The sequence below is a fragment of the Methylobacterium sp. J-001 genome, assembly GCF_022829565.1.
Classification (GTDB): domain Bacteria; phylum Pseudomonadota; class Alphaproteobacteria; order Rhizobiales; family Beijerinckiaceae; genus Methylobacterium.
Map to the genome: position 1 here is coordinate 1 of NZ_JAKSYN010000200.1, position 22,702 is coordinate 22,702.

At 68.6% G+C, this 22,702-nt stretch carries 24 protein-coding genes and 1 tRNA gene; 11 read left to right on the forward strand and 14 right to left on the reverse strand.

What is annotated here, in order from left to right; genetic code table 11:
• The 3 genes from MKK65_RS24325 to MKK65_RS24335 form a co-directional block, all read right to left on the reverse strand.
• On the reverse strand, nucleotides 1–453 hold a 453-nt coding region (locus MKK65_RS24325; protein ID WP_243960553.1), incomplete at its 3' end, for a polysaccharide biosynthesis/export family protein.
• 205 nt (nucleotides 454–658) lie between these two features.
• Nucleotides 659–2,152: an LTA synthase family protein gene (locus tag MKK65_RS24330; protein WP_243960554.1), complete on the reverse strand. Its 1,494-nt coding sequence runs from the start codon at nucleotides 2,150–2,152 to the stop codon at nucleotides 659–661.
• A 212-nt stretch (nucleotides 2,153–2,364) separates the two neighbouring features.
• Nucleotides 2,365–3,861, reverse strand: coding sequence for a capsular biosynthesis protein (locus tag MKK65_RS24335; protein ID WP_243960555.1), 1,497 nt, complete (start codon nucleotides 3,859–3,861; stop codon nucleotides 2,365–2,367).
• A 336-nt stretch (nucleotides 3,862–4,197) separates the two neighbouring features.
• On the opposite strand from MKK65_RS24335, the gene MKK65_RS24340 reads away from it, so the two are divergent.
• The 4 genes from MKK65_RS24340 (at nucleotide 4,198) to MKK65_RS24355 (ending at nucleotide 7,731) form a co-directional block, all read left to right on the forward strand.
• The gene (locus MKK65_RS24340; RefSeq protein WP_243960556.1) at nucleotides 4,198–5,505 is read left to right on the forward strand and encodes a capsule biosynthesis protein; all 1,308 of its coding nucleotides are present in this window, start codon (nucleotides 4,198–4,200) and stop codon (nucleotides 5,503–5,505) included.
• Between the two features lie 121 nt (nucleotides 5,506–5,626).
• Nucleotides 5,627–6,394, forward strand: a complete 768-nt coding sequence (locus MKK65_RS24345; RefSeq protein ID WP_243960557.1) for an SDR family NAD(P)-dependent oxidoreductase — start codon at nucleotides 5,627–5,629, stop codon at nucleotides 6,392–6,394.
• Nucleotides 6,394–7,254 (forward strand): formyltransferase family protein, encoded by an 861-nt coding sequence (locus tag MKK65_RS24350; protein ID WP_243960558.1) that lies wholly within the window; start codon nucleotides 6,394–6,396, stop codon nucleotides 7,252–7,254. The genes MKK65_RS24345 and MKK65_RS24350 overlap by 1 nt, the downstream gene beginning before the upstream one ends.
• 66 nt (nucleotides 7,255–7,320) lie before the next feature.
• Nucleotides 7,321–7,731 carry a flagellar biosynthesis protein FlgC gene (locus MKK65_RS24355; protein WP_243960559.1) on the forward strand — a complete coding sequence of 137 codons (411 nt, stop codon included), beginning with the start codon at nucleotides 7,321–7,323 and terminating at the stop codon, nucleotides 7,729–7,731.
• Here the strand turns inward: MKK65_RS24355 and MKK65_RS24360 are convergent.
• From MKK65_RS24360 to MKK65_RS24375, 4 genes are all read right to left on the reverse strand, one after another.
• Nucleotides 7,715–9,118, reverse strand: a complete 1,404-nt coding sequence (locus MKK65_RS24360) for an amino acid permease (RefSeq protein ID WP_243960560.1) — start codon at nucleotides 9,116–9,118, stop codon at nucleotides 7,715–7,717. The two genes, MKK65_RS24355 and MKK65_RS24360, sit on opposite strands and share 17 nt — an antisense overlap.
• A 71-nt stretch (nucleotides 9,119–9,189) precedes the next feature.
• A complete protein-coding gene (locus tag MKK65_RS24365) occupies nucleotides 9,190–10,656 on the reverse strand; it encodes a methyl-accepting chemotaxis protein (RefSeq protein ID WP_243960561.1) in 1,467 nt (488 codons plus the stop codon).
• Nucleotides 10,653–10,958: a hypothetical protein gene (locus tag MKK65_RS24370; protein WP_243960562.1), complete on the reverse strand. Its 306-nt coding sequence runs from the start codon at nucleotides 10,956–10,958 to the stop codon at nucleotides 10,653–10,655. Before MKK65_RS24370 ends, MKK65_RS24365 begins: the two co-directional genes overlap by 4 nt.
• Before the next feature lie 339 nt (nucleotides 10,959–11,297).
• Complete coding sequence (locus MKK65_RS24375) at nucleotides 11,298–11,603, reverse strand: hypothetical protein (protein ID WP_243960563.1); 306 nt, start codon at nucleotides 11,601–11,603, stop codon at nucleotides 11,298–11,300.
• Between the two features lie 412 nt (nucleotides 11,604–12,015).
• Here MKK65_RS24375 and rpsO point away from each other — a divergent pair, with 412 nt between their 5' ends.
• From rpsO to MKK65_RS24390, 3 genes are all read left to right on the forward strand, one after another.
• Nucleotides 12,016–12,285, forward strand: a complete 270-nt coding sequence (gene rpsO / locus MKK65_RS24380; protein WP_007560136.1) for a 30S ribosomal protein S15 — start codon at nucleotides 12,016–12,018, stop codon at nucleotides 12,283–12,285.
• A gap of 208 nt (nucleotides 12,286–12,493) precedes the next feature.
• A complete protein-coding gene (gene pnp, locus MKK65_RS24385) occupies nucleotides 12,494–14,719 on the forward strand; it encodes a polyribonucleotide nucleotidyltransferase (protein ID WP_058191124.1) in 2,226 nt (741 codons plus the stop codon).
• Between the two features lie 312 nt (nucleotides 14,720–15,031).
• A complete protein-coding gene (locus MKK65_RS24390) occupies nucleotides 15,032–15,253 on the forward strand; it encodes a YgaP-like transmembrane domain (RefSeq protein ID WP_007560132.1) in 222 nt (73 codons plus the stop codon).
• An 87-nt stretch (nucleotides 15,254–15,340) separates the two neighbouring features.
• Here the strand turns inward: MKK65_RS24390 and MKK65_RS24395 are convergent, their stop codons facing one another.
• On the reverse strand, nucleotides 15,341–15,604 hold the full coding sequence (locus MKK65_RS24395; RefSeq protein WP_147909286.1) for a GlsB/YeaQ/YmgE family stress response membrane protein: 264 nt from the start codon (nucleotides 15,602–15,604) through the stop codon (nucleotides 15,341–15,343).
• Nucleotides 15,605–15,783: 179 nt separating this feature from the next.
• On the opposite strand from MKK65_RS24395, the gene MKK65_RS24400 reads away from it, so the two are divergent.
• Together MKK65_RS24400 and MKK65_RS24405 are read left to right on the forward strand one after the other, a co-directional pair.
• The gene (locus MKK65_RS24400) at nucleotides 15,784–16,140 is read left to right on the forward strand and encodes a RidA family protein (protein ID WP_058191122.1); all 357 of its coding nucleotides are present in this window, start codon (nucleotides 15,784–15,786) and stop codon (nucleotides 16,138–16,140) included.
• A gap of 104 nt (nucleotides 16,141–16,244) precedes the next feature.
• Nucleotides 16,245–17,321 carry a polyamine ABC transporter substrate-binding protein gene (locus MKK65_RS24405; protein WP_243960987.1) on the forward strand — a complete coding sequence of 359 codons (1,077 nt, stop codon included), beginning with the start codon at nucleotides 16,245–16,247 and terminating at the stop codon, nucleotides 17,319–17,321.
• Between the two features lie 41 nt (nucleotides 17,322–17,362).
• Here MKK65_RS24405 and MKK65_RS24410 read toward each other — a convergent pair whose 3' ends face one another.
• The 4 genes from MKK65_RS24410 to MKK65_RS24425 all read right to left on the reverse strand — a co-directional run bounded on the left by MKK65_RS24410 (nucleotide 17,363) and on the right by MKK65_RS24425 (nucleotide 20,578).
• Nucleotides 17,363–17,770, reverse strand: coding sequence for a DUF3597 domain-containing protein (locus MKK65_RS24410; RefSeq protein WP_243960564.1), 408 nt, complete (start codon nucleotides 17,768–17,770; stop codon nucleotides 17,363–17,365).
• A 100-nt stretch (nucleotides 17,771–17,870) separates the two neighbouring features.
• A complete protein-coding gene (locus MKK65_RS24415; RefSeq protein WP_160329310.1) occupies nucleotides 17,871–18,038 on the reverse strand; it encodes a hypothetical protein in 168 nt (55 codons plus the stop codon).
• A gap of 332 nt (nucleotides 18,039–18,370) precedes the next feature.
• A complete protein-coding gene (locus tag MKK65_RS24420) occupies nucleotides 18,371–18,697 on the reverse strand; it encodes a hypothetical protein (RefSeq protein ID WP_243960565.1) in 327 nt (108 codons plus the stop codon).
• A gap of 27 nt (nucleotides 18,698–18,724) precedes the next feature.
• Nucleotides 18,725–20,578, reverse strand: a complete 1,854-nt coding sequence (locus MKK65_RS24425; RefSeq protein WP_279596942.1) for a DEAD/DEAH box helicase — start codon at nucleotides 20,576–20,578, stop codon at nucleotides 18,725–18,727.
• Between the two features lie 254 nt (nucleotides 20,579–20,832).
• Between MKK65_RS24425 and MKK65_RS24430 the strand changes: the two genes are divergently transcribed.
• Nucleotides 20,833–20,916, forward strand: a tRNA-Tyr gene (locus MKK65_RS24430).
• A 33-nt stretch (nucleotides 20,917–20,949) separates the two neighbouring features.
• On the opposite strand, the gene ruvC is transcribed toward MKK65_RS24430, so the two are convergent.
• Entirely contained in the window at nucleotides 20,950–21,573 is a 624-nt protein-coding gene (ruvC, locus tag MKK65_RS24435; RefSeq protein WP_058191118.1) for a crossover junction endodeoxyribonuclease RuvC, read from the reverse strand.
• A 142-nt stretch (nucleotides 21,574–21,715) separates the two neighbouring features.
• Between ruvC and MKK65_RS24440 the strand changes: the two genes are divergently transcribed.
• Complete coding sequence (locus MKK65_RS24440; protein ID WP_243960567.1) at nucleotides 21,716–22,288, forward strand: peroxidase-related enzyme; 573 nt, start codon at nucleotides 21,716–21,718, stop codon at nucleotides 22,286–22,288.
• 7 nt (nucleotides 22,289–22,295) lie between these two features.
• On the opposite strand, the gene MKK65_RS24445 is transcribed toward MKK65_RS24440, so the two are convergent.
• The gene (locus MKK65_RS24445; RefSeq protein ID WP_058191116.1) at nucleotides 22,296–22,616 is read right to left on the reverse strand and encodes a YnfA family protein; all 321 of its coding nucleotides are present in this window, start codon (nucleotides 22,614–22,616) and stop codon (nucleotides 22,296–22,298) included.
• Nucleotides 22,617–22,702 lie beyond the last annotated feature (86 nt).

Below are 22,702 nucleotides of genomic sequence, written 5' to 3' on the forward strand. Positions count from 1 at the left end.
GGGCCGGCGTCCGGCGACCTTGATGCGCCCGGCATAGGGCACCGAGATCGCGCCGTCGCGGCCGACCGGCTGCTCGGGGATGAGGGCGGATTTGGAGCCGGCGGAGAACCGGTCGGCGACCAGCGGCCCGGAGAACAGGCCGCCGGATCCGGCTTCCCAGACCGAGACCGAGACCATGTCGCCGATGCCGATCACCGGCTCCGTGGACGGGCGGTGGTCGCCGAAGGAGGCGAGCAGGCTGTCGAGGGGGCGTCCGCGCAGGGCCTCGATCACGGATGGGGTGACGTCGATGATCTCGTAGCGGGCGAGCACGCCCCCGTCGGCGGTGGCGACTTCCGCGCCCGCCTCGATCGCGCTCGCCGTCGGACCCGCCGCGGGCAGATATGTGCAGCCGCCGATGGACCCTGCCGCGAGGGCGGCCATCAGCGCCGAACGCGCCGTGTTACGCAGCATCACAGAGACTTCTCCTCGCCGGCCTCCGCGCCATCGCTGGCTCGGACCGGGACATCCATGGTGACCGCCAAACGCTGCGATCGCTTTAACGGCCGCGTCAAACGTGCGGACTCCTCGCGGAACCCGCTTCTCGGACAGCATTGCTATCCGGTCGCAATGCGTCACCAGCGTGGCACTGCCGAGCTTGATACGGTCAAGCTTAACCTTATCGCGTCGTTGCCGGCATGTCCGCAAGTGTGCTGGCCAGGGCGGAGCGCAGATCGCGCCCAAGGGCGTCTGCGGTGATGTCCAGGCGCCGCGGCGGCACCGGCTCTCCGCCGAATCGGAACACGGCATAATCGGTCGCTTGGCCACCGAAGCCCGGCTTGCAGGTCGGCAGTGAAGGTGCGTGGTCGCCGAACACGCAGAGGGTGATGGACTGGCCGCGGTCGCGGGCCAAACCGTCGAGTCCGGCGACCAGATTCTGGACCATACGTCCGGTATTGACGACGTGGTGGAGATACTGCGCCTCCGGGGCATCGATCCCAGGCAGGCGCCCGGGCTTCCACGGCCCGTGATTCTCCATCGTGACGCAGAACAGGAACAGCGGCGTGCGTCGGCCTCGGACCTCGTCGATCAGGCGCTCGCCCAGCGCCACGTCGCCGACATAGGGTCCGACCCGGGGGGCTGCCTCGAACGATTCGCCCATCACCAGGTCGGTGAAGCCGAAGGCCTGCATCACCTTTGCCCGGCGGAAGAAATCCCGGTGAAACGGGTGCAGGAAGAGGGTCTCGTAGCCCCGGCTCCGGGCCAGCCGGGCCAGGCTGGTCGGCTCGTCGCCGCTCCGGGACGTGTAGGGATCGTAACGACCGAAGCCGAGGCTGTCCGAGGGCCGGCCGGTGAGCACGGCGTGCTCGCTGCGCATCGTGTAGGCGCCGTGGGCCGGGACCCGGAGGCGGCCGTATTGCGCGGCCCGGGTGCGGAACACCTCCATCGCCGGCAGCGCCGGGCCGCCGAGGCGCTCCGGGTCGATGAACGATTCGAGCTGGATCACCACGACCACGTCGTCGCCCGGGCCGGAGGGCAGCGTCGGAACCTCCGGCACCGGTGCGCTGCCCGCCAGCGCCCGGGCCGTGTAGCCGAGCAGGCTCGCCGGCAGGCCGACCCGGGCGACATCCGCCTCCAGGTCGGGTTCGGGGAACCAGCGCGCGATCAGCCCCGCCAACGGCGGCCTGGACGCAGCGCGGAACAGAAGCCAGAGGGCCAGCGGCAAGCCGAGCATCGCCGCGACGCGCGGGATCGGCGCATCCGGCAGGACGCTGGGCTCGGTCCGGTACCAGATTACCGTCGCGATCACCGTCAGAATCACGGGGACCGAAATGCGCGGATCCCAGAGCGGCGGGATGTAGTAGAGCTGCGGATGGCGCGGCACCTGCGGCAGCAGGACGAAATCACTGAACAGGAGTGGCTCGCCGATCACCGAGCGCTTGGCCCGGCTGACATAGATCAGCGCCGCGACCGAGACGACGCAGGTCAGGCCGGCGAGCCAGGGCCGCCACGAGAAGACGAACCAGAACAGCAGGATCAGCAGGTAGCCGAGCAGCCGCAGGGCGAGATCGCGCGTGGCCAAGCTCGCCCGGGTGAGCGAATCGCCGACGAAGAATTCAAGGGCGAGGCAGATGGCGAGCGCGAGGCTGGCGGCGGTGAGGAACGTCGTCACAATGCGGGAACTCGATGTGGCTTGCGCGTGCGGGCGGTCGATACGAGCTGGGACCGGGCACGGAAAACGCGGGACGTACAGAGGCTTCGCGGCGTTTTCCGGAGCGTGGGCTGATGGCTTCTCGCCTCGCCCACGGCGACGGGAGCGCGCTCCCTACCTTGGGCGGTGCGCGAAAAGCCCGAGAAACCGGATGCCACGATTGCGCCCCTGCCCTAGCGCGGCCTGGTCTCGCGGCCGACGCCGCGGCGGTTGCGGAGCGCCCGCACGATCGGGTTGAACAGGCCGTAGCGCGCCCGCATGACGAGATGGGCGGTTCGGCCGAGCGAGAGCGCGTTGCGTGGGGCGGCTTCCCGGGCGGCGCTGAGCCGATCCAAGAGTTGCTCCGGACTGCATGGCTTCATCGCCACGGGATCGAGGTAGCGCGAATAGAGGATCATCGCGCCGGCCACCAACTCGTCGAGCGTGAGCCTGCGGCCACGGTCGGCCCCGGGCGCCAGATCCTCCGAGAGGCTCCAGCCCGAGTAGAACGGGCGTCCGTGGGTCGCCACGCTCAGTCCGCGGATCAGCGCCTCGAAGCCTGCGAGCGATGTCATGGTCTCGACGTGGTGCACCCTGTCGAGCAGATCGACGATGCTGAGGCCGCCCACGATCCGGTCGGCGAGAGTCAATGCCTCCGCCTCCGGGATGATGCCGGGGCGGAACCCGGCTTCGACATCGGGGTGGGGCTTGTAGAGCAGGAAGGCGTCGGGGTTGCGCCGCCGCGCGGCCTCCAGCAGCGCCCGGTTCGAGCGGACCAGCGGCGAGCCGTGCTGCACCGAGGCATCGTCCTCCACCTGTCCCGGCACCAGCACGATCCTCCGGCCGGACGGCCAGTCGAGAGCGGTGGCATCGAGGCCGACATTGTACTTGCTGAGGCGGCGCGCCACGACCTCCTCGCGCAGGCGCTTGGCCCGGCTCACCAGCTCGGGCGGGAACGCGGCCTCGGCCAGCAGCCGCTGCAGGCGGCTCTCCCGGCGCGGGTCGTAGTAGATGCCGAGATCGTCGACCACGATGGAGGCGCCGGGCTGCAGACTCGCCCCGAGACCGACCGAGCGCAGGAAGCCGTCCTCCACCCGGGCGAGCGGCAGGCCGGCCTGCGTGCAGGCGTCTTCCAGCTTGCCCGGCGCCCGGGTCGCCCAGGCGAGGATCCGCCCTTGATGGCGCTGTCCGGCCGCGACCGCGGCCTCGGCCGTCATGGTATGGACCGGGGGGCCGGCCGGTCCGGTGCCGAGTACGTCGAGGGCCGGCCGCTTCCAGCGCGACATACCCACATAGACAACGCGCCGGTCGTTCTCGGCGAACCGCGCGGCGAGCCAGGCCACGTGCTCGGCGCAGGCCTCGCGACCGATCGGCTGACGTGTCCAGGGATCGAGATAGTGGATGCCGCGCTCTCCGCCGAGCGGCTTGCCGTCGAGGGTGAGCCGCAAGGACGCGAACCCGGTCTCCGGCCTGTCGTACGGGCTGAGCAGCGGACCCGGCGCGACCGTGAGCCGACGCCCTCCGGCCAGCGCAAGCAGGCGCGCGGGCAGGCTTCCCGATCCCCACACGGCACCGACTGCGCCTGGCCGCGCTCGACCGAAGGCGAAGCCCGTCGCGGCCTCGATCTCCACCTGCAGGCGGCGGATCGTCCGGCCGGTCGCGTAGAGCGACGGGGTCGGTTCAAGGGACATGATGGGGCGCCTGGCTCCGCTCGTCTGAGTCGTTCGGGCCGCCGTGTAGCGCATTTTACCCGGCATGGGATGGCCGGCGACGCGGGGACGAGCGCTGCGGTTTCGCCAAAGCGTCACGTCGTGGAAAGGATTTGGACATATCGTCGCCGTGATTGCCCCTTCAATCCGTCTGGTGGCCGCGAAAGTGCGACCGTTGCAGACGGGCCACGCCGGAGCGGAAACGCCGTCCTGCGACGTAGCTTCGGATTGCCGGCTCGCGCCGAGGCGTGCCACCTCAGGTCAGTCTTTCCGGTGCGGCTCCGTCCGGCCGAGGGTCAAGGATAGAAGCGCCGCGGAATGCAAAAGACCGCCCCCGACGCCCTCCGCGACCGCCCCGCGACCTTTCTGTTCCTGCAGGGCATCGCTTCCCCGTTCTTCTCCGATCTCGGCAAGGCCCTGCGTGCGCGGGGACACGAGGTCCGGCGTATCAACCTGTGCCCCGGCGACTGGCTGTTCTGGAACGGCAAGGCCGACAATTACCGCGGTCGCCGCGAGGCCTGGGGCACGTATCTCGAATCCTATCTCGACCGTGAAGCCGTCACCGACATCGTGCTGTTCGGCGATTGCCGGCCGTTTCACCGGGCGGCCCGGATGATCGCTGAGGTTCGAGGGCTCCGGGTTCACGTGTTCGAGGAAGGCTATATCCGACCCAACTGGATCACCTGTGAGCTCGGCGGGGTAAACGGTTTCTCGTCGCTGCCGCGTACGGCCGCAGAAGTCCGCGCCCTGGCGCGACGCCTGCCCCAGCCGGGCCGGGCGATGCCCTCCACGGGCGACATGGCCCGCCGCAGCGTTTGGGACGTCAGCTACAACGTCGCCAACATTGCGTTCCCTTATCTCTTCCCGCATTTCCGCAGCCACCGGCCGACCCACATCGCGGCCGAGTATGCCGGCTGGATCAAGAAGTTCACCCGGCGCGCCCATACCCGCCGGGAGGCTGCCCGCTGCGACGAGATCTACCGCGCGGTCGGCTGCGACTACTTCCTGCTGCCACTCCAGCTCGACAGCGACTACCAGATCCGGGTCCACTCGCCGTTCCTCGGGGTCGAGGGATTCATGGACCGGGTGATCAAGTCCTTCGCGGATGCCTCCTCGGCGCCGACGCGGCTTCTGGTGAAGCTGCATCCGCTGGATAGCGGCCTGATCAACTGGCGCAAGTTCGCCCGAGCCTCGGCCCGGCGGCATGGCGTCAGCGACCGCCTCGATTTCATCGACGGCGGCGACCTCCCGGCCCTGATCAAGGGCGCCCGCGGCGTCGTCATCGTGAATTCGACGGTGGGGATGCTATCCCTCGAGATGGGCCGCCCGACCCACGCGGTCGGCACCGCGATCTACAACATGGCCGGTTTGACCCATCAAGGCGACCTCGACGGGTTCTGGACGAACCCGACCCCGCCGGACATGGGCCTGATGGCTGACTTCCGCCGGGTCGTGCTGCACCGGACGCAGGTCAACGGCGGCTTCTTCTCGAAGGGGGCGATCGAGCGCGCCGTGGCCGGCTCGGTGCCGCGGATGGAATCGGCGCTCCCCGACGCGATGCTGGCTGCCGCGCGGGCGATCCGCGAGGGTGGCGAGAGTGACGGGCAGCTCGCGCCTGTCTATTGAAGCGTGACAGGAAACCTGTCGCGTTCTGCTGACAGTTTCGGGCGTCGCGCGAGCCTTTAAGTCGCCGATGAGCCCTTCCCGGTCTTGATCTTTGCGTGCTCCGCGGCGTAGCACCCGCGTCATGCCCCGCATTCTGATCACTGGCGCGTCGAGCGGTATCGGCGCTGCGCTCGCACGCCATTACGCACGTGCCGACGTGAGCCTCGTCCTCATCGGACGCAATACCGATCGCCTGGAAGCCGTGGCCCGGGATTGCCGGGCCAGCGGTGCCGCCGTCGAGGCCGTGCGCCTCGATACCCGGGACCGGGCCGCCGCGATCGACCTGATCCACAAAGCCGACGCCGCCCAGCCCCTCGACCTCGTCATCGCCAATGCCGCGGTGAACGGCGGCAACCAGAAGGGCGAAGTCGAGCCCGAGGAGACGGCGTTCGAGACCGCCGATATCAACTATACCGGCTCGCTCAACATCGTGCTGCCGACCCTGAGCCTGATGCTCAAGCGCGGACGCGGGCAGATCGTGCTGATGTCCTCGCTGGCAGCCTACGCGCCGCTTCAGGATGCCCCGGCCTATAGCGGGGCCAAAGCCGCCCTGGTCGCCCACGGGCTGGCACTCCGGCAGAAGGTCGGGCCGCGCGGCGTGAAGGTCAACGTCGTGGCCCCGGGCTACGTGAAGACCCCGATGGGCGGCGAGCTGAAGGGCTGGCGGCCCCTGGAGATGAGCGCCGAGGAAGCGGCCCAGCACATCGTCAAGGGTATTGCCAAGGATCGCGATGTCATCGCCTTCCCGTTCGTCCTGGCGGCGCTCGCGCGGACCGTGCTGCTCCTGCCGGAGAGCATCCGCCGGGCCGGCCTCTACGCCTTCCGCTTCCAGCGCCGGCCGCGCCGCTGATGGCCCGCGCCCGGATCGCGCTGTTCGTCCTGGAGGCGCTGCCCAATGCCCGGGTGGTGCGCCGGTTCGTGGCCGATCACCGGGCCGATATCGCCTTCGTCGGGTTGTCGAACGCGGAGCGGCCGTCGAGCGGGGGGCTGACTGGCCAGGTCCGCAGGCATCTCGCGCGCTCCGGCGCCGGGATCCTGCCGTATCTCGCGGTCAATTTTGGGCTGCCGGATTTGCTGCGGCCGCTGGCGCCCCTCACCCAGGCTGTAGCCGGCAGCGGCGCTGCGCCGGAATCGACACCCCTGAAAACCCTGTGCCGGCGCTTGGGTATCCCGACCCTGACGGTCGACGATGTGAACGGCGCCGAGGTCGCGCAGAGATTACGTGCGACCGCGCCAGACCTGATCCTGACCTATCATTTCGACCAGATCCTGAAGGCCGAGACCATCGGACTGGCACGTCTCGGCGGCATCAACGGTCATCCCGGGCTGCTGCCGCGCCATCGTGGCCCGGTGCCGACAATCCATGCGCTGGCAGACGGACCCGGCAGCTTCGGCATGACCCTGCACCGGCTTGCGGCCACGATCGATACCGGGGCGATCCTGGCTCAGGAGGCTGTACCGCTCCCGGCCGACACCACCGCCACCCGGGCGGCCGTGGCGCTGCATGTGCATGGGCGCGGCATGCTCGACCGGTTGCTCGACGAGATCGCCCGCACGGACCGAATCCCTGAGGGCCGGAGCACCGAGGTTCTGCCGTATTGCTCGTTTCCGGACCGCGCGCTGCTGGCCTCCCTGCGCCGGAGGGGCCTGCGGCTCACCGATAGCCGCGACCTGCGTGAGGCGGTGAGCCTATCAGGCCGGGCGGCTTAACCTTCGCTTAAGGCTGTTTCGTAGAGGATCGTTCAGCCTCTCCCCGCGCCGACCGAGCCCGCCCGCATGCCGGATACCAGCCCCCTCAAGGCGGCCACCGACGCGTTGGCCTACGGCCGCCGGATCAAGAGCGGTCAGATCCGGGCGATCTCCGAGAATATCGCGAACGCCGATTCCGCCCCGGCTGATCCGGGCGGCACGCCCTATGCCCGGAAGATCGCGGTGTTCCAGCCGGTTGATGTCGACCGAGGGCGCGAACCGGTCGGCCGCATCGTGCGCGACGGGAGCGATTTCCGCCGGCGCTACGATCCATCGAATGTGGCGGCTGATCGCCAGGGCTATATCCGCCTGCCGAACGTCAACGTCGCGCTGGAATCGGCCGACCTGCAGCGCGTGATCCGGAACTACGAACTGAACCTCAGCGCCGAGGCTTCGATCGACGCGGTGAGCCGGGCCACGCTCAACCTGCTTGGGTGAGCCGCGCGTTGCGCCTTCCGTAGCCGCCATAGATCGCCAACCCGATCACCAGCCAGACCGCGAGCCGGATCCAGGTATCGGCCGGCAACGCGGCCATCAGAACCAGGCATGACAGGATGCCGAGCGTGGCCATCGGGATCGCCGCCGGTACGCGGAACGGCCGGGGCCGGTCGGGTTCCGTCCGGCGCAGGATCAACACGATTCCGCAGACCAAGCAGAACGCCAGCAGCGTGCCGATGCTGACAAGCTCGCCCAGGATGTCGATCGGCACCAGCCCAGCTACGGCCGCGGTGAACAGACCGATCACCACTTGGCTCGCCACCGGTGCCCGGGTCGCCGGATCGACCCGGCAGAACAGGGGGGGCAGCAGCCCGTCCCGGGCCATGGCGAAGAAGATCCGGCCCTGCCCGTAGAGCGCCGTGAGTGCCGAGGTGGTCAGCCCGATCAGGGCCCCGATCTTGATCACGATCGCCAGCCCGGGCATCGCGAGGCGGTCGATCGCCTTGGCGATCGGATCGGCGACGTCCAGCTCCCGATAGGGCACGAGGCCGGTGAGCACCGCCGCCACCGCCACGTACAGGACCGTGCTGATCGTCAGCGATCCGATCAGCCCGATCGGCGCGTCGCGCTGGGGCGCCCGGCACTCGCCCGCCGCGGTTGCCACGGTCTCGAAGCCGATGAAGGCGAAGAACACCACCGCGGCGCCGCGGAACACGCCGCTCCAGCCGTAGGTGCCGAACGCGCCGGCATTCTCGGGGACGAACGGGTGCCACAGCTCCGGATGCAGATGGACCACGCCGACGCCCACAAAGGCCAGGATGATCGCAACCTTGCAGGCGACCAGCAGGCCGTTGATCAGGGAGGCGTCCCGGGTCGAGCGGGTCAGGAGCGCCGTCAGCAACAGTACGATGCCGACGGCGGGCAGGTTCACCAGACCGCCGTCCCCCGGCGCTCCCGATAGAACTGCAGGCAACTTAAGGCCGAAATCCGCTGCGAGCGACTGCGCGTAGCCTGACCAGCCGACCGCCACCGTGGCCGCCGCCATGGCGAATTCGAGCACGAGGTCCCAGCCGATGATCCAGGCCGGGAGCAGGCCGAGGCACGCCCGCGTGTAGGTGTAGGTCGAGCCCGCCTCCGGGATCATGGCGGCGAGCTCGGCGTAGCACAGGCCGACGAAGCCACAGGCGATGCCGCCGATCACGAAGGACAGGCTGAGTGCCGGCCCCGCATATTGTGCCGCTGCGGTTCCGGTCAGAACGAAGATGCCCGCGCCGATCGTGGCGCCGAGCCCGATGGCGATCAGGCCCGGGGCGGTGAGGCTCCGGGCGAGACTGGGATTGCCGGTCGCCGGATCCTCGATCCGGGCGATGGCGGCGGTGTCGGACATGTCGTGGTTCTCGGCCTTTGGTCACCGGATAATGCGGATGGGATCCAGCGAGCAAGATCCGAGCCGGTGCTTCAGGCCGCGCGCACGGACGCCAGGAAGCGCCCGACCTCGGTGCGCAGGGTGGCGAATTCCCGCGACAGGTCCGAGACCGAGGCGAGGACGCGGCCGGCCTCGGACCCCGTGACCTGCACGTCGCCGGTGACGTCCGTGAGCGTGGCGGTGATGTCACTCGCATCCGTGGCGGCTTCCGAGACATTCCGCAGGATCTCCCGGGTGGCGGCGCCCTGCTCCTCGACCGCGGCATTGATCGCCGTGGCGACGCCGCTCATGTCGCGGATCCGGACGGTGATGCCGTCCACGGCGGCGGCCGCCTGTCCGGTCGAGGTCTGGATGTGGTGGACCTGCGCGGCGATGTCCTGTGTGGCGCGCGCCGTCTGCTCGGCGAGTTCCTTGACCTCGGCAGCCACCACCGCGAAGCCGCGGCCCGCCTCCCCGGCTCGTGCGGCCTCGATCGTGGCATTGAGGGCGAGCAGGTTGGTCTGGCCGGCGATGTTCGAGATCAGCGCCACGACGTCGCCGATACGTTCGGCCGCCGTGCGCAGTTCGCTGACCAGGGGCGTCGCCGCGGCGGCCTGTGCGGCGGCCTCGCGCGCCATCTCGGCCGACACGTCGACCTGTCGGCCGATCTCGCCGATCGACGAACCCAGTTCCTCGGCCGCCGCCGCCGCGCCCTGGACCTTGACGGCAGTCTCTCCGACGGCCGCCGCCACCGTCAGCGATCGATCCGCCGTCGTGGTCGCCGTCGTCGCCATTCCAGCCGCGGCGGCCTCGACGGTGCCGGCCGCTGCGGCGACGTGATCGAGGATGCTGCCGACAGACGTCTCGAATGCGCGCGCGAGCTGCTCCATCTCGGATTTGCGCTCTAGTTCGAGCGCCGACCGGGTCGTGGCGGCCTCGCTTTCCAGATCGAGCGCCCGTGCGAGTTGGGCCTGCGTCTGCGCGTCGGAGGCCGCGAGGGCCCGGAAGGACTCTTCCACGGTCCGGCAAACCCAGATCAGGATACCGGTTTCGATGAGCACGATCGCGGCATGCAGGATCACCCGGCCAAGATCGCTCGCCCCGCCCGGAAAGATCAGGGCCGGCATCGCCAGGTCGAGTGTGAGATGATGGACGGCTGTCGCGGCCGCCGCCGCCAGAATCACGCGCCAGTCGCACCATCCGGCCAGCATTGCCAGGCAGGCGAAGAAATACATGTGCAGGTCGATTTGCCAGGGATGGCCGGCGAACGTGATCAGGAGCAGCGCGGCCATGCCCACCAGGGCCACGCCGCTCACGATGCGGGTCGCCGCGCTCACCGGGTCGCGCAGCCACAGGGTGGTCGTGACGCCCGCAATGCCGATGGCGCCGACCACGGGCCCCAAAGCCGGAAAGTTCGCCGTCAGCACGGCATCAACGACGCCGATCAACAGGACATGCGCCCACAGGAGCGGGATCAGAAATCGGCCGAAGCGGCGCTGCAGGATGTCGAGATGGTTCATCGAGTCGGGTTCCGGGCCGTGGCCGTGACGGCGGTCGGCGAAGACGTCGAGGTGGTGGAGGGGCCGCAACCGTCGGAGAGGCGGCCGTCGATGACGAGGCGCGCTCCTGCTGCGTAGAGGCGACCGGCGAAGCCGGCCTGGTCCGAGTGGGCCAGGAGGACGTTGTCCGGGCCGCCGCGGTTCAGGACCGTCCCGCCCGCGTTCGCGATGATCCGGATGGAATCTGCTGCGCCGCCGCCGGGCGTACTGACGACCGCCACCACGTCCGATTGGGGCAACGCCAGGACAGCCAATGGAGTCAAGAGGACGATCAGGCAGCCGACCCCTCCGAGAGCCCATTCGACCCCACGGGCGTCAGGCTTGGGTAATGCATCGTCTATGCGGTCCGGCCTCGTCGGAGGAACACGCAGGTACACATCGTGGATCAACGTCGCATGCCTTGCATCTCGTCACAGTGCCTCAAGTCCGGAGTATGGCGCGGCAGGGCGATTCGCCGACCTGTGCAGAGGATACTTTATCCAATGCGTTTGTTAAAAGACTTGATCGCCAGCAACGCGGATATGGTTGCGATGGCGTGGGGCGTTCACGTCGGAACGCCATCCACGGGTTGCCGCGAACCTGCCCAGACGAGCTGGCTGATGCTACGCGCAACCCATCGGCGTTCGCGGCCCGCTCTCGATCATTCTGGGATCGGATCGGAATATCTTGGCTACGATTTCTGACAACTTCATAAAGGCGTGGCCTTGCGGGGGGACGACGTAGCCGTCGTCATCGAGAGCGACCTCGCCGGAGGCGGTCTGTTCCGCCGGGCGCTGCGCGATCTGACGGAACTCTCCGAGATAGGCCGATTCGAACACGGCCTGCGCCCGTACGGCGCTGAAGCGCTCTTCGGGATGAGCCGCCAGCTGCCCGAGCAAGAATTCGCTGATCGAGCGGTCGACCGTCACCGGGACGACCAAGAGGCGCTGAGGTTCAGGGCGAGCGATAGCACGCAGGCACCGAGGGCCTCGCGGCGGCGGAGATCCCAGGTGCGGCCGAGTCCGGCGCAGTTGCCCGACGGTACGCCTCGGCGGCGCGGTTGATGACGTGCAAGATCGGCTCAACCGACGCCTGGGGCGCCGCGACGCCGGCTAGCATGCGGGTCCTGCCCGTTCCCGCGGCGCGGCTCTGGGGCCCGGGGCTGGTGTATCCGGCGGTTTCGTGTATGGATCACGCAGCCTCGGCCCGGGTTACCGGGCGGGGCTTGAGCCGCTTGGCGCTGTGACCGTGCTGGACGACATCCCGGCACCGGCCGAACGCCGAGCTCGAGCGCCCCGATCGGGGCGCCGCATCTGACCAGCACAACCCGAAAGGCATGCGATGTCGATCACGGCAGAGCGCAAGACCGCGCTCATCAAGGAACACCGCAAGGACGCCAAGGACACCGGGTCCCCCGAGGTCCAGGTCGCGATTCTCACCGAGCGGATCACCAACCTCACCGGCCACTTCAAGACTCACGGCAAGGATAACCATTCCCGCCGCGGCCTGCTGAAGATGGTCTCGCAGCGCCGCTCGCTGCTCGACTACGTCAAGCGCAAGGACGAGGCCCGGTACCGCGCGCTCATCGAGCGTCTCGGTATCCGCCGCTAAGGCCGACCACGCGCGGTTCCGAGCCCGGCTCGGAGCCGCGTTTCACGATCTCGGGCTGCCGGAATGGGTCCGGCCGCTCGAAAAACGGGCCGCTTCGAGGCGCCAGCGTCGGGGCAGGATCGCGAGACACTTCGCCGGATGAAGTGTCTCGCCGTCTTGCCCCCGACGGCGCCGGGCCGGGCCCGCCGAAGGCAAGGAAGAGACAAGAATGTTCGACGTTCAACGCGAAGAGCTGATGTGGGGCGACCGCAAGCTCGTCCTCGAGACCGGCAAGGTCGCCCGTCAGGCTGACGGCGCGGTGCTCGCCACTTACGGTGAGACCTCCGTGCTCGCCACGGTGGTCGCCACCAAGGAGCCGAAGCCCGGCATCGACTTCCTCCCGCTCACCGTGAACTACCAGGAGCGCGCCTACGCTGCCGGCCGCATCCCGGGCGGCTACTTCAAGCGCGAGGGCCGTCCCTCCGAGAAGGAGACCCTGGTCTCCCGCCTGATCGACCGCCCGATCCGCCCGCTGTTCATCAATGGCTGGCGCAATGACACCCAGGTCGTCATCACGGTCCTGACCCACGACCTCGAGAACGATCCCGACATCGTGTCGATGGTCGCGGCCTCCGCCGCCCTGACCCTGTCGGGCGTGCCGTTCATGGGCCCGATCGGCGCCGCTCGCGTCGGTTACATCAACGGCGGCTACCGGCTGAACCCGCTGGTCACCGAGACGAAGGACGAATCGTCCCTCGACCTCGTCGTCGCCGGCACCCAGGACGCCGTGCTGATGGTCGAGTCGGAGGCCAAGGAGCTTTCCGAGGACGTGATGCTCGGTGCCGTGATGTTCGGCCACAAGCATTTCCAGCCGGTCATCGAGGCGATCATTCGCCTGGCCGAGAAGGCTGCCAAGGAGCCCCGCGACTTCCAGGCCCCCGAGAACGCCGACGTCGAGAAGGCCGTCCTCGAGGTCTGCGAGACCGAGCTGCGCGCCGCCTACACCAAGACCGTCAAGCAGGAGCGCTACGCCGCCGTCGACGCCGTGAAGGCGAAGGTGATGGCCGCTCTGTGCTCCGAGGGTGCCGAGAAGTTCCCGGCCGAGAAGGTCAAGGCCGCCTTCAAGGAGGCGCAGTCCAAGGTCGTGCGCTGGAACGTGCTCGACACCGGCTCGCGCATCGACGGCCGCGACCTGAAGACGGTCCGCCCGATCGTCTCCGAGGTCGGCGTTCTGCCCCGCGCCCACGGCTCGTCGCTGTTCACCCGCGGTGAGACCCAGGCCCTCGTGGTCGCCACGCTCGGCACCGGCGAGGACGAGCAGTTCATCGACTCGCTCGATGGCACCTACAAGGAGCGCTTCCTGCTCCACTACAACTTCCCTCCCTATTCGGTGGGCGAGACCGGCCGCATGGGCTCCCCGGGTCGTCGCGAGATCGGCCACGGCAAGCTGGCGTGGCGGGCGATCCGGCCGGTTCTGCCGCCGGCGCATGAGTTCCCGTACACGATCCGCGTCGTGTCCGAGATCACCGAGTCCAACGGCTCCTCCTCGATGGCTTCCGTCTGCGGCGGCTCACTGTCGCTGATGGATGCCGGCGTGCCACTGCGCCGTCCGGTGGCCGGCATCGCCATGGGCCTCATCCTCGAGGGTGAGCGCTTCGCGGTCCTGTCCGACATCCTGGGCGACGAGGATCACCTCGGCGACATGGACTTCAAGGTGGCCGGCACGGACGAGGGCGTGACCTCGCTCCAGATGGACATCAAGATCGCCGGCATCACCGAGGAGATCATGCGGGTCGCCCTCGATCAGGCGAAGGACGGGCGCGCCCACATCCTCCAGGAGATGGCCAAGGCCCTCACCGATGCCCGGCCGGAACTCGGCGAGTACGCGCCGCGCATCGAGACGATGCAGATCCCGACCGACAAGATCCGCGACGTGATCGGCACCGGCGGCAAGGTGATCCGCGAGATCGTCGAGAAGACCGGCGCCAAGATCAACATCGAGGACACCGGCATCGTGAAGATCGCCTCGGCCGACGGTAAGGCGATCAAGGCGGCCTATAACTGGATCCGCTCGATCGTCGCCGAGCCCGAGACCGGCATGATCTACGACGGCACGATCGTGAAGTGCATGGAGTTCGGCGCCTTCGTGAACTTCTTCGGCGCCAAGGATGGCCTCGTCCACATCTCGGAACTCGCTGCTCAGCGGGTCGCCAAGGTGACGGACGTCGTCAAGGAAGGCGACAAGGTCAAGGTGAAGTTCCTTGGTCAGGACGATCGCGGCAAGATCCGCCTGTCCATGCGCGTCGTCGACCAGCAGACCGGCGAGGACATCACCGAGAAGGTGAAGGCCGAGCGGGATTCGAGCGGCCGCAGCGACCGGGACGGTGAGCCCCGGCGTGAGGATAACGGCGGCCGCCATCGTGGTGAGCGCCGCCGCGAATCCGCTGGCGAATAAGCGAGACCAGAACCCAGCATAGGCCTCGGCCTGTGCGGGTGCGATGCGAGAGGCGCGATCCTATCAGGGCCGCGCCTTTTTCGTATCCCGGGCCGAGCCCCTTCGGTCTGAGTCCTGAGCGAGTGGCTGTTCGGTCCGTCCCGCTCAGGCTCTCGATACGGATGGGGCCTTCCCGCGTGGCGGCCGTGGCCTGGCAGCGGCAGGCGCTCTTCGAACCTCCTGCGCGGCGCGCGCGCCTCGGCCGCGCGCGACCGCGGGAACGCCGATCCTGCCCCCGCGTTCGCCCCGCGACCTCACAACGGGAAAGCGTTCATGGCCAACGAAATGATCCACGACATCTTCAGCGGGCAACCGAACCTCACCACCACGGAGCGGGCGGTGTCGGTGGCGCTGGGCCTTGGGATCGCCGCGGCGGCCGCGCAGCCCCGGCCGAACAAGATCCTCAGCCTGCTGGCGCTGGTCGTCGGAGTCGGGCTTGCCGTACGCGGCGCCACAGGCCACTGCGCCGTGAAGGCGGCTGCGGATCACCTCTGAAGGCTCGTCGCCATCAGCCGGTCATCAAGCCACAAAAAAGGGGCGCCCCGCGGGGCGCCCCTTCTCGTTCCAGACCTCAGGAACTGATCAGATCGTGGTGCGGCGGCGACCGGCGATCATACCGTAGATGAAGAGCACAACCACGGCACCGACGATGGCCCCGATAAAGCCCGCGCCCTGGTTCGGTCCGTACCAGCCGATGGCCTGCCCCAGGAAGGTCGCGACGAAGGCGCCGACGATGCCGAGAATGGTCGTCAGGATGAAGCCCGACGGCTCGTTCGGTCCGGGCATGAGGAACTTGGCGATGATTCCAGCGAGGAACCCGATGATGATGGTCCAGAGAATACCCATGACGAACCCCAAGGCGTGACAAGCGATGCCGTGTGAACGCACGGCGGCCGGCCACGGTTGCTCGCAACTGCACAGGCAGGGGAGAATTTTCCGTGGTTCCCGCGACGCGTGGGCGCGCGGCCCTTTACGGCCAGCCCGGTGCCGCGGCAGATACCGGCTTTCGCCGGCTGGAGACTTGAATGAGCATCGAACGGATCGAACCGGGCACGCGGATGTCGCAGGGCGCCATTCACGGAAACACCATCTACCTTGCCGGCCAGGTGGCGTCCGATCCCGTCGGCACCGGGGTGACCGCCCAGACCCAGAACATTCTGGTGCAGATCGACCGGCTGCTCGCCGTCGCCGGCAGCGACAAGGACCACATCCTGTCGGCAACGATCTACCTCGCCGACATCGGTCATTTCGCTGAAATGAACGCAGCCTGGGATGCTTGGGTATCGAAGGATCACCCGCCGGCGCGCGCCACCGTCGAGGCGCGCCTGTGCGATCCGCAATATCTGGTCGAGATAGTGGTCGTCGCCGCGAGGCAGGCGTGAGCGGGGCCGGGACGGGCCGGGTCGAACGATCGGTCTGGCGCCTCGTCCCGGCCCGGTGCCGGTTCGCGTCGCGCGGGCGGACCGGCTTTCGTCTGGCGGTGGGGATGCTGCTCGCAGCCCTGTTTCCCCTCGCCGCGCCCGTGCGAGCCGCTGAGGAGCGGATCGTCAACATCTACAACTGGTCGGACTATATCGACCCGAAGGTGCTCGACGCCTTCACCCGGGAGACCGGGATCAAGGTCGTCTACGACACCTACGACAACAACGAAATCTTGGAGACCAAGCTGCTGGCCGGCCGGTCGGGCTACGACATCGTCGTTCCGTCCGGTCCCTATCTGCAGCGGCTGATCCGCGCCGGCGCCTTCCTGCCCCTGGATAAGGCGAAGCTGAAGAACCTCGGCAACCTCTGGCCGGAGATCTCCAACCGGCTGGCCGTGTACGACCCCGGCAACACCTACGCGGTCGATTACATGTGGGGCACCACCGGCATCGGCTACAACGTCGCCGCCGTCCGCGAGCGCCTCGGCGCCAACGCGGCGCTGAATTCCTGGACCGTCGTCCTCAATCCCGCGTCCGCGAACAAGCTCAAGGATTGCGGGATCATGATGCTGGACTCGCCCGAGGATCTAATACCGAGCATGTTGCCGGTGTTCGGCGCGAAGGCCGATTCCAAGCGCTGGGACGACCTGACCCTGGTCACCGACGCGCTCTACAAGGTCCGGGGCAGCGTGCGGAAGTTCCACGCCTCGGAATACATTCAGGCTCTGGCCAACGGCGATATCTGCGTAGCGGTCGGCTATTCGGGCGATGTGATGCAGGCCAAGCGCCGGGCCGAGGAGGCCAAGAACGGGATCGAAATCGCCTACGTCGTGCCCAAGGAAGGCGCGCTGATGTGGTTCGACACCTTCGCGATTCCGAAGGATGCCGCTCACCCGGCCGAGGCTCTGGCCTTCATCGACTACATGCTCCGGCCCGAGGTGGCGGCCGCCAACAGCAACTTCGTCGCCTATGCCAGCGGCAACCTGGCGGCCAAGAAGTTCGTGAAGCCCGACATCCTGAGCAATCCCGGGATCTACCCGGACGAGGCCACGATGCAGCGCCTGTCGATCAACACCGCCTGGGACGACCGTACCCAGCGTTACGTAACCCGGCTCTGGACCCGGGTCCGCACCGGTCGCTGAGCGAGGCCCGGCGCGATCAGGCGCCGGGCCCATTCAAGGCCTTAGTTCTTTAGGTCTTCCGGAACCTTGCCGCCGTTCTCGGCGAGCTTCTGCATCACCTGCTTGTGCAGCCAGATGTTCATGGAGGCCGAATCCTCCTTGTCGCCGGTATAATGCAACTCATCGGCGAGCTGCTTGCGCGACGCCAAGCCCGAATCCAAGCCGACCAGCTTCATCAGATCGACGATGGAGTTGCGCCAATCCAGCTTCTGCGGGTTCTTCTCGGCAAGGCCGGTGAGCACGGCAGCCACATCCACGGTCTCGCCGCCACCGGCGCTTCCGGGGGCCGACGCGGTGCCCGAGCCGGCCGAGCCGCCCGAGGAGCCAGACGTGGACGCCGGCGCGGCGTCCGCGGAACCGCCGCCGAACGGATGAAGGATCTTGCCGACGATGCTGCCGAGGAGGCTCATAGGTCCGCTCCGATAATCAAGGCCCGACCTGCGCGCCGGGCGGGCTGTCAACCGGTTGTCGGCTCAGGCGTTCCGAGAATCGGTCTCGCCGGGACAGAGACTACAGGCGGGCACCGTGCAGCGCGATCCCGAGCAGAGACAGGCCCAGCACCAGGCAGATCCCGCTCCAGCGTTCAAGGACGACGGCGCGCGCGGGGTTGCGCAGGGAAAGACCCGCCAGACCCACACTGCAGACTAAACAGCTCAGGCTCATCACGATAAACAGCACGTTTCCTGTGGTCCGAAATCAACGGCCCCAGCCATAATCAGATTTGGCCGCTGTGGGGTATCGAAGACCACGTAGTCAATGCGCAATGCACAGGCTTCGGATTTTCAAAGCGTAAAAAAATGACACGCTCCGTCCCATCTGGATTGGGGATCATACCGAAAAATCAATCCTGTCGGGTAGGAATCGAGCCGCATATCGGGCGGATATTAAATTCATGGCCGTTAGGCATTGTCAGTATAAGTAATAAGGCAGCGTGTCGCATCGGCCGTTCATGAAGCGTCGAAGGATGTCGGCTAAGGCTGACGCGGTACCGCCCACGCGGCAACTGGCGCTCAACCGGCGTTCGACAGGGCGGCGGTGAGAGCTGTCCGCTCCTCAGCGAGCGTCTCGCGCGACACGGAGCGGCCGGCGCGGTCGTACCAGTAACGCGCATTGCCGGCATCGCCCTCGATCCGGTGCAGGTGCGCGTGCACCCAGGCGGCGTCGGGCCCGGAGGCGTCCTGGACCAGGGCATGCGCCCGTGCCCAGGCAGCGGTGTCCGCTGTTTCCGTTGCATCCTTGGCCAGCCACCAGAGAGCCGCGAGTGGCGCGGGCCAAGCGGCTGGCGGCTCGGGCTTGGTCAGCGCTTCTGCAAAGACGGACGGCAGGTTCTCGGTCATCGCGTCTTCTCCCTGAACCGCGACGGATCAGCGCCCGGCGGCGCGCACCGGTTGCCAGCGGCCGCGGCGCTGGCGGGCGGACCACGCGTAGCGGGCATCGCCGTCGAGGCGGTCGAGATGGTCCGAGAGCCGGTTGCGTTCAAGCCAGGCGAGCGCCGCCTCCAACTCGGGCAGGGTCATGGTTGCGCGGCCCTTGCCGAGGACGCGCTTGAGCACCGCGTTGTAGCGATGAGCCAGATTGCCGCCGCGGGGCACGCGCAGCGATGCCTCGTCCTCGACGGCCTGGCTCGCCACCGCGACCGCGAGCCGCTGGCGCAGGGTGCGTTCGGTGACAGACGGTGGCTCCGGCGCCGGCGCCGCCGGTGCGGGCTCGGCGAGCCGTGGGCGCAGCAGGGCGTAGCGCAGCCCGATCGCGTTGCTCTCCAGCGGCGTGATGCCGCCGGGATCCTCGTCGCGCCACGGGGTCCGCTCCGGCACGATGGCGGTCACCGGCCGCTCGCGCTTGGGCCGCACGCTGCTGCCCTGTTCGGTCTCGAGCTCCAGGCGGAAGCGGGCAAAGAGCGGGTCGTCCGGGTGGAAGACCAGGGCCTGCTGCGTGTCGTAGGGGCCGGCATGCGGATCGACCCGGGTGGCTCGCGCCAGCATCTGCTCCAGCCAGGGCCGGGAGCGGATATGGGTGAGGGCTGCCACCACGGCGACTTCGGGGGCGTCGAGCCCCTCATAGGCCATCGCTACCGTCACCAGCACCGCCGGTTCCGCGGTCAGGCGGAACGCCGCCAGGGCCGCGTGGGCGTCGCCCTGGCCCGAGGTCGCAAGACGGACATCGCGCTCCCCCTGGCCGGCCGGCATCCAGCTCCGCAGGGTCGTCAGATAGGTGCGGGCGCTCGCCTGGTCCGGGGCGACCACGAGAAGCTTGCCCAGGCCCCGCGTCATCTCGCCGGGCGGAAGGTCTCGCTCGAGCCGGCGCCGGGCACGCAGGCGTTTGGTCGCGAAGAACGCCTCGCTCAGGAGATCACGGGCGAATCCGGTGCGCAGGGCCGTGAACAAAGCCGGCCGGGTGGTGACCCGGACCGAACCGGCCCCCAGCCGGTGCGGCCCCACCCGAGGGCTGTCGCCGGAGATCCGGCCGCCCTCCAGCCAGCTCGCCTCTCCGTCGATCGCCCCGAACGTGACCGGCAGCACCGCCCGCTCGGCCAGGGCCTGCGACCGGGAATAGCCGATCACCGCCAGACCCGGCGCGTCGAGGTCCAGCTCCGGGCCGCGGCCGAGGGCGGACGGCCGGTAGGGCAGGCCGAGGATGCGCCGCCCGTCGGCCCGCTCCAGGGTGCCGGACAGGAACAGGCCGATCTCGGCCGCCTCCATCACCGGCAGCATCGCCCGGGACCACGCCCCCGCCTCGGCCTCCTCCTCGGCCGAGGCCTCGTCCGCCCCTGGCCGCCCCGGGACCGGCAGGTGATGGACCTCGTCGACGACCAGCAGGGTCCGGTGCGCCCGCGCCTCGGCGAGGTGCAGCGCCGGGGCGGCGGCCACCGCCTGATAAGTGGTGACGTAGCCGGAGAGCCCGCGGGCCGGATCGCGCTCGTTGTCGGCGGCGCGCACGCTCAGCGCATGACCGAAGGCCGCCCGCCAGAGCGGGTCGGCGAAGGCCTCCTCCGCCTGAAGGCGCAGGGAATCCCGCGGCACCACCCAGACGACGCGATCGACCCGGCCCGCCGCGATCAGCGTGTGCGCCGCGATCACCGGCAGGAGCGACTTGCCGCCCCCCGGGGTCACCGCCGCCAGGATCTTCCGGACATGCCCCGCCTGCCCGCTCGCCATGGCCGCCACGAGGGCCATCAACGTACGCTGGTGGGACCGCAGGGACGGGGCGGGACGGGTCAAGGGCCGGCGAAGCAGGGGGACATCCGCGCACCGTGGCCGATCCCAATTCCTTTGTGAATCCCCCGGACCACCGCGGTGTTCGTGTTTCTTTCGCGCAATCACCGTGATTCGTTCGAATGCGGCGGCGCGATTGCCGCATCATTCGCCCAGAGAAGCCGCCTTCCGACTGTCGCGCTTGCGGATCCCTGCACGAGAAGCGTTGACACCCGGCCAGCCCCTCACCATAAGGGCGCCGCGGGCGAAAAACCCGCCTTGGGGGAATGTCCCGAGCGGCAAAGGGGGCGGACTGTAAATCCGCTGCGTAAGCTTCGTAGGTTCGAGTCCTACTTCCCCCACCAAGTTTCCCGATCGATCCCGTCAGCCCAGCCCGATCAGCCCTGCTTCGCCAGGGCCGCCTCGATACGCGCGGCGGCGGCAGCCGAAAATCCCTTCCCGGCCAACCCCTGCCCCGCGGCGGCCTGCCCGGTGAGATTGCGCCGTTTGCCCTCCGGCAGGTGTGTCTTGCGGAGCGCGTGCGCGTCGCGGTGGCTGGCATGGGTGATCGCGATGGCCAGCGCGTCGGCAGCGTCGGCGACGCGGAACTCGGCCTTTGGCAGCAGGAAGCGCACCATCGCCTGGATCTGGACTTTCTCGGCGTGGCCGGAGCCTGCCACCGTCTTCTTGATCAGGTTGGCGGCGTATTCGAACACCGGCAGCCCGGCCAGCGCCGGCACCACCAGCGCCATGGCTCGGGCATGGCCGAGCTTGAGCGTCGCCTGGGCGTCTTTGTTGACGAAGGTCTCCTCCACGGCGACTTCGTCGGGTTTCTGCGCATCCACGATGCGGCTGATCCCCTCGAACAGCTCGCGCAGGCGCAGCGCCAGCGGCAGGTCGCCGTCCGAGGTCACGACGCCGCAATCGCCGTAGGTCAGTTTGCTGCCCTGGGCGGTGATGAGGCCCCAGCCCGTGCGGCGGAGGCCAGGATCGATCCCCAGAATGCGGACGCTGCTGCTCATGACGCTCCAGGGTTTTGCTCTGCGTCATCCCGAAAGCCGGCCACCGCCGTAGGGATGAAGCTCTCGACGATCGGCCCGAGCGTGCCGTACGTATCGTGAACGCCTGGTTTCACCAAGGGCGCGGGATCACGGGAGCACGACCATGCGCACCGACAATCCGATCAGCCGCTTTCCGGTGCCGAAGCTGTCCGAGATGCCCGAGGACCTGCGCGCCCGCATCGCGCTTGTTCAGGAGAAGGCGGGCTTCGTGCCCAACATCTTCCTGGCGCTGGCGCATCGCCCGGACGAGTTCCGCGCCTTCATGGCCTATCACGACGCGCTGATGGACAAGCCCGGCGGCCTCACCAAGGCCGAGCGCGAAATGATCGTGGTCGCCACCAGCGCGGCCAACAACTGCCTCTACTGCGTGATCGCACACGGCGCGATCCTGCGGGTCCGGGCCAAGAACCCGCTGCTGGCCGACCAGATCGCCGTCGCCTACGCCAAGGCCGACATCACCCTGCGCCAGCGCGCGATGCTGGCCTTCGCGCTCAAGGTCGCGCAGGAAGCCTACCGGGTCGAGGCCGAGGACCACGCCGTATTGGCCGGCCACGGGTTCAGCCCGGACGACATCTGGGACATCGCGTCGATCACCGCCCTGTTCGCCCTGTCGAACCGGCTGGCCAGCGTCGCCGAGCTGAGGCCGAACAACGAGTTCTACACGCTGGGGCGGTGAGGCCGCCTCACCCCCGCCGCCCGAGCAGAATGATCGCCGTGCCCGCCAGGCAGACCGCGCCGCCGGCCAGATCCCAGCGGTCAGGACGCTGGCCTTCGGCGAGCCACAGCCAAAGGATCGAGGCGGCGACGTAGACCCCGCCATAGGCCGCGAAGGTCCGCCCCGCCGCCGGGCTGTCCACCAGGGTCAGCAGGAAGGCGAATGCCACGAGCGAGGCGATCCCCGGCAGCGCCCACCAGGCGGAGCGGCCGAGCCGGAGCCAGGCCCAGAACGCGAAGCATCCGGCGATCTCCGCGAGGGCGGCACCGGCATAGGCGAGGAGCGTCATCGGACGAATTTGGCACGGGCAGCGATATCGGGCGAGCCGTGAGGGACAAACCGGTCGAATATGCGTCAACCGAACGGATGAGCTGG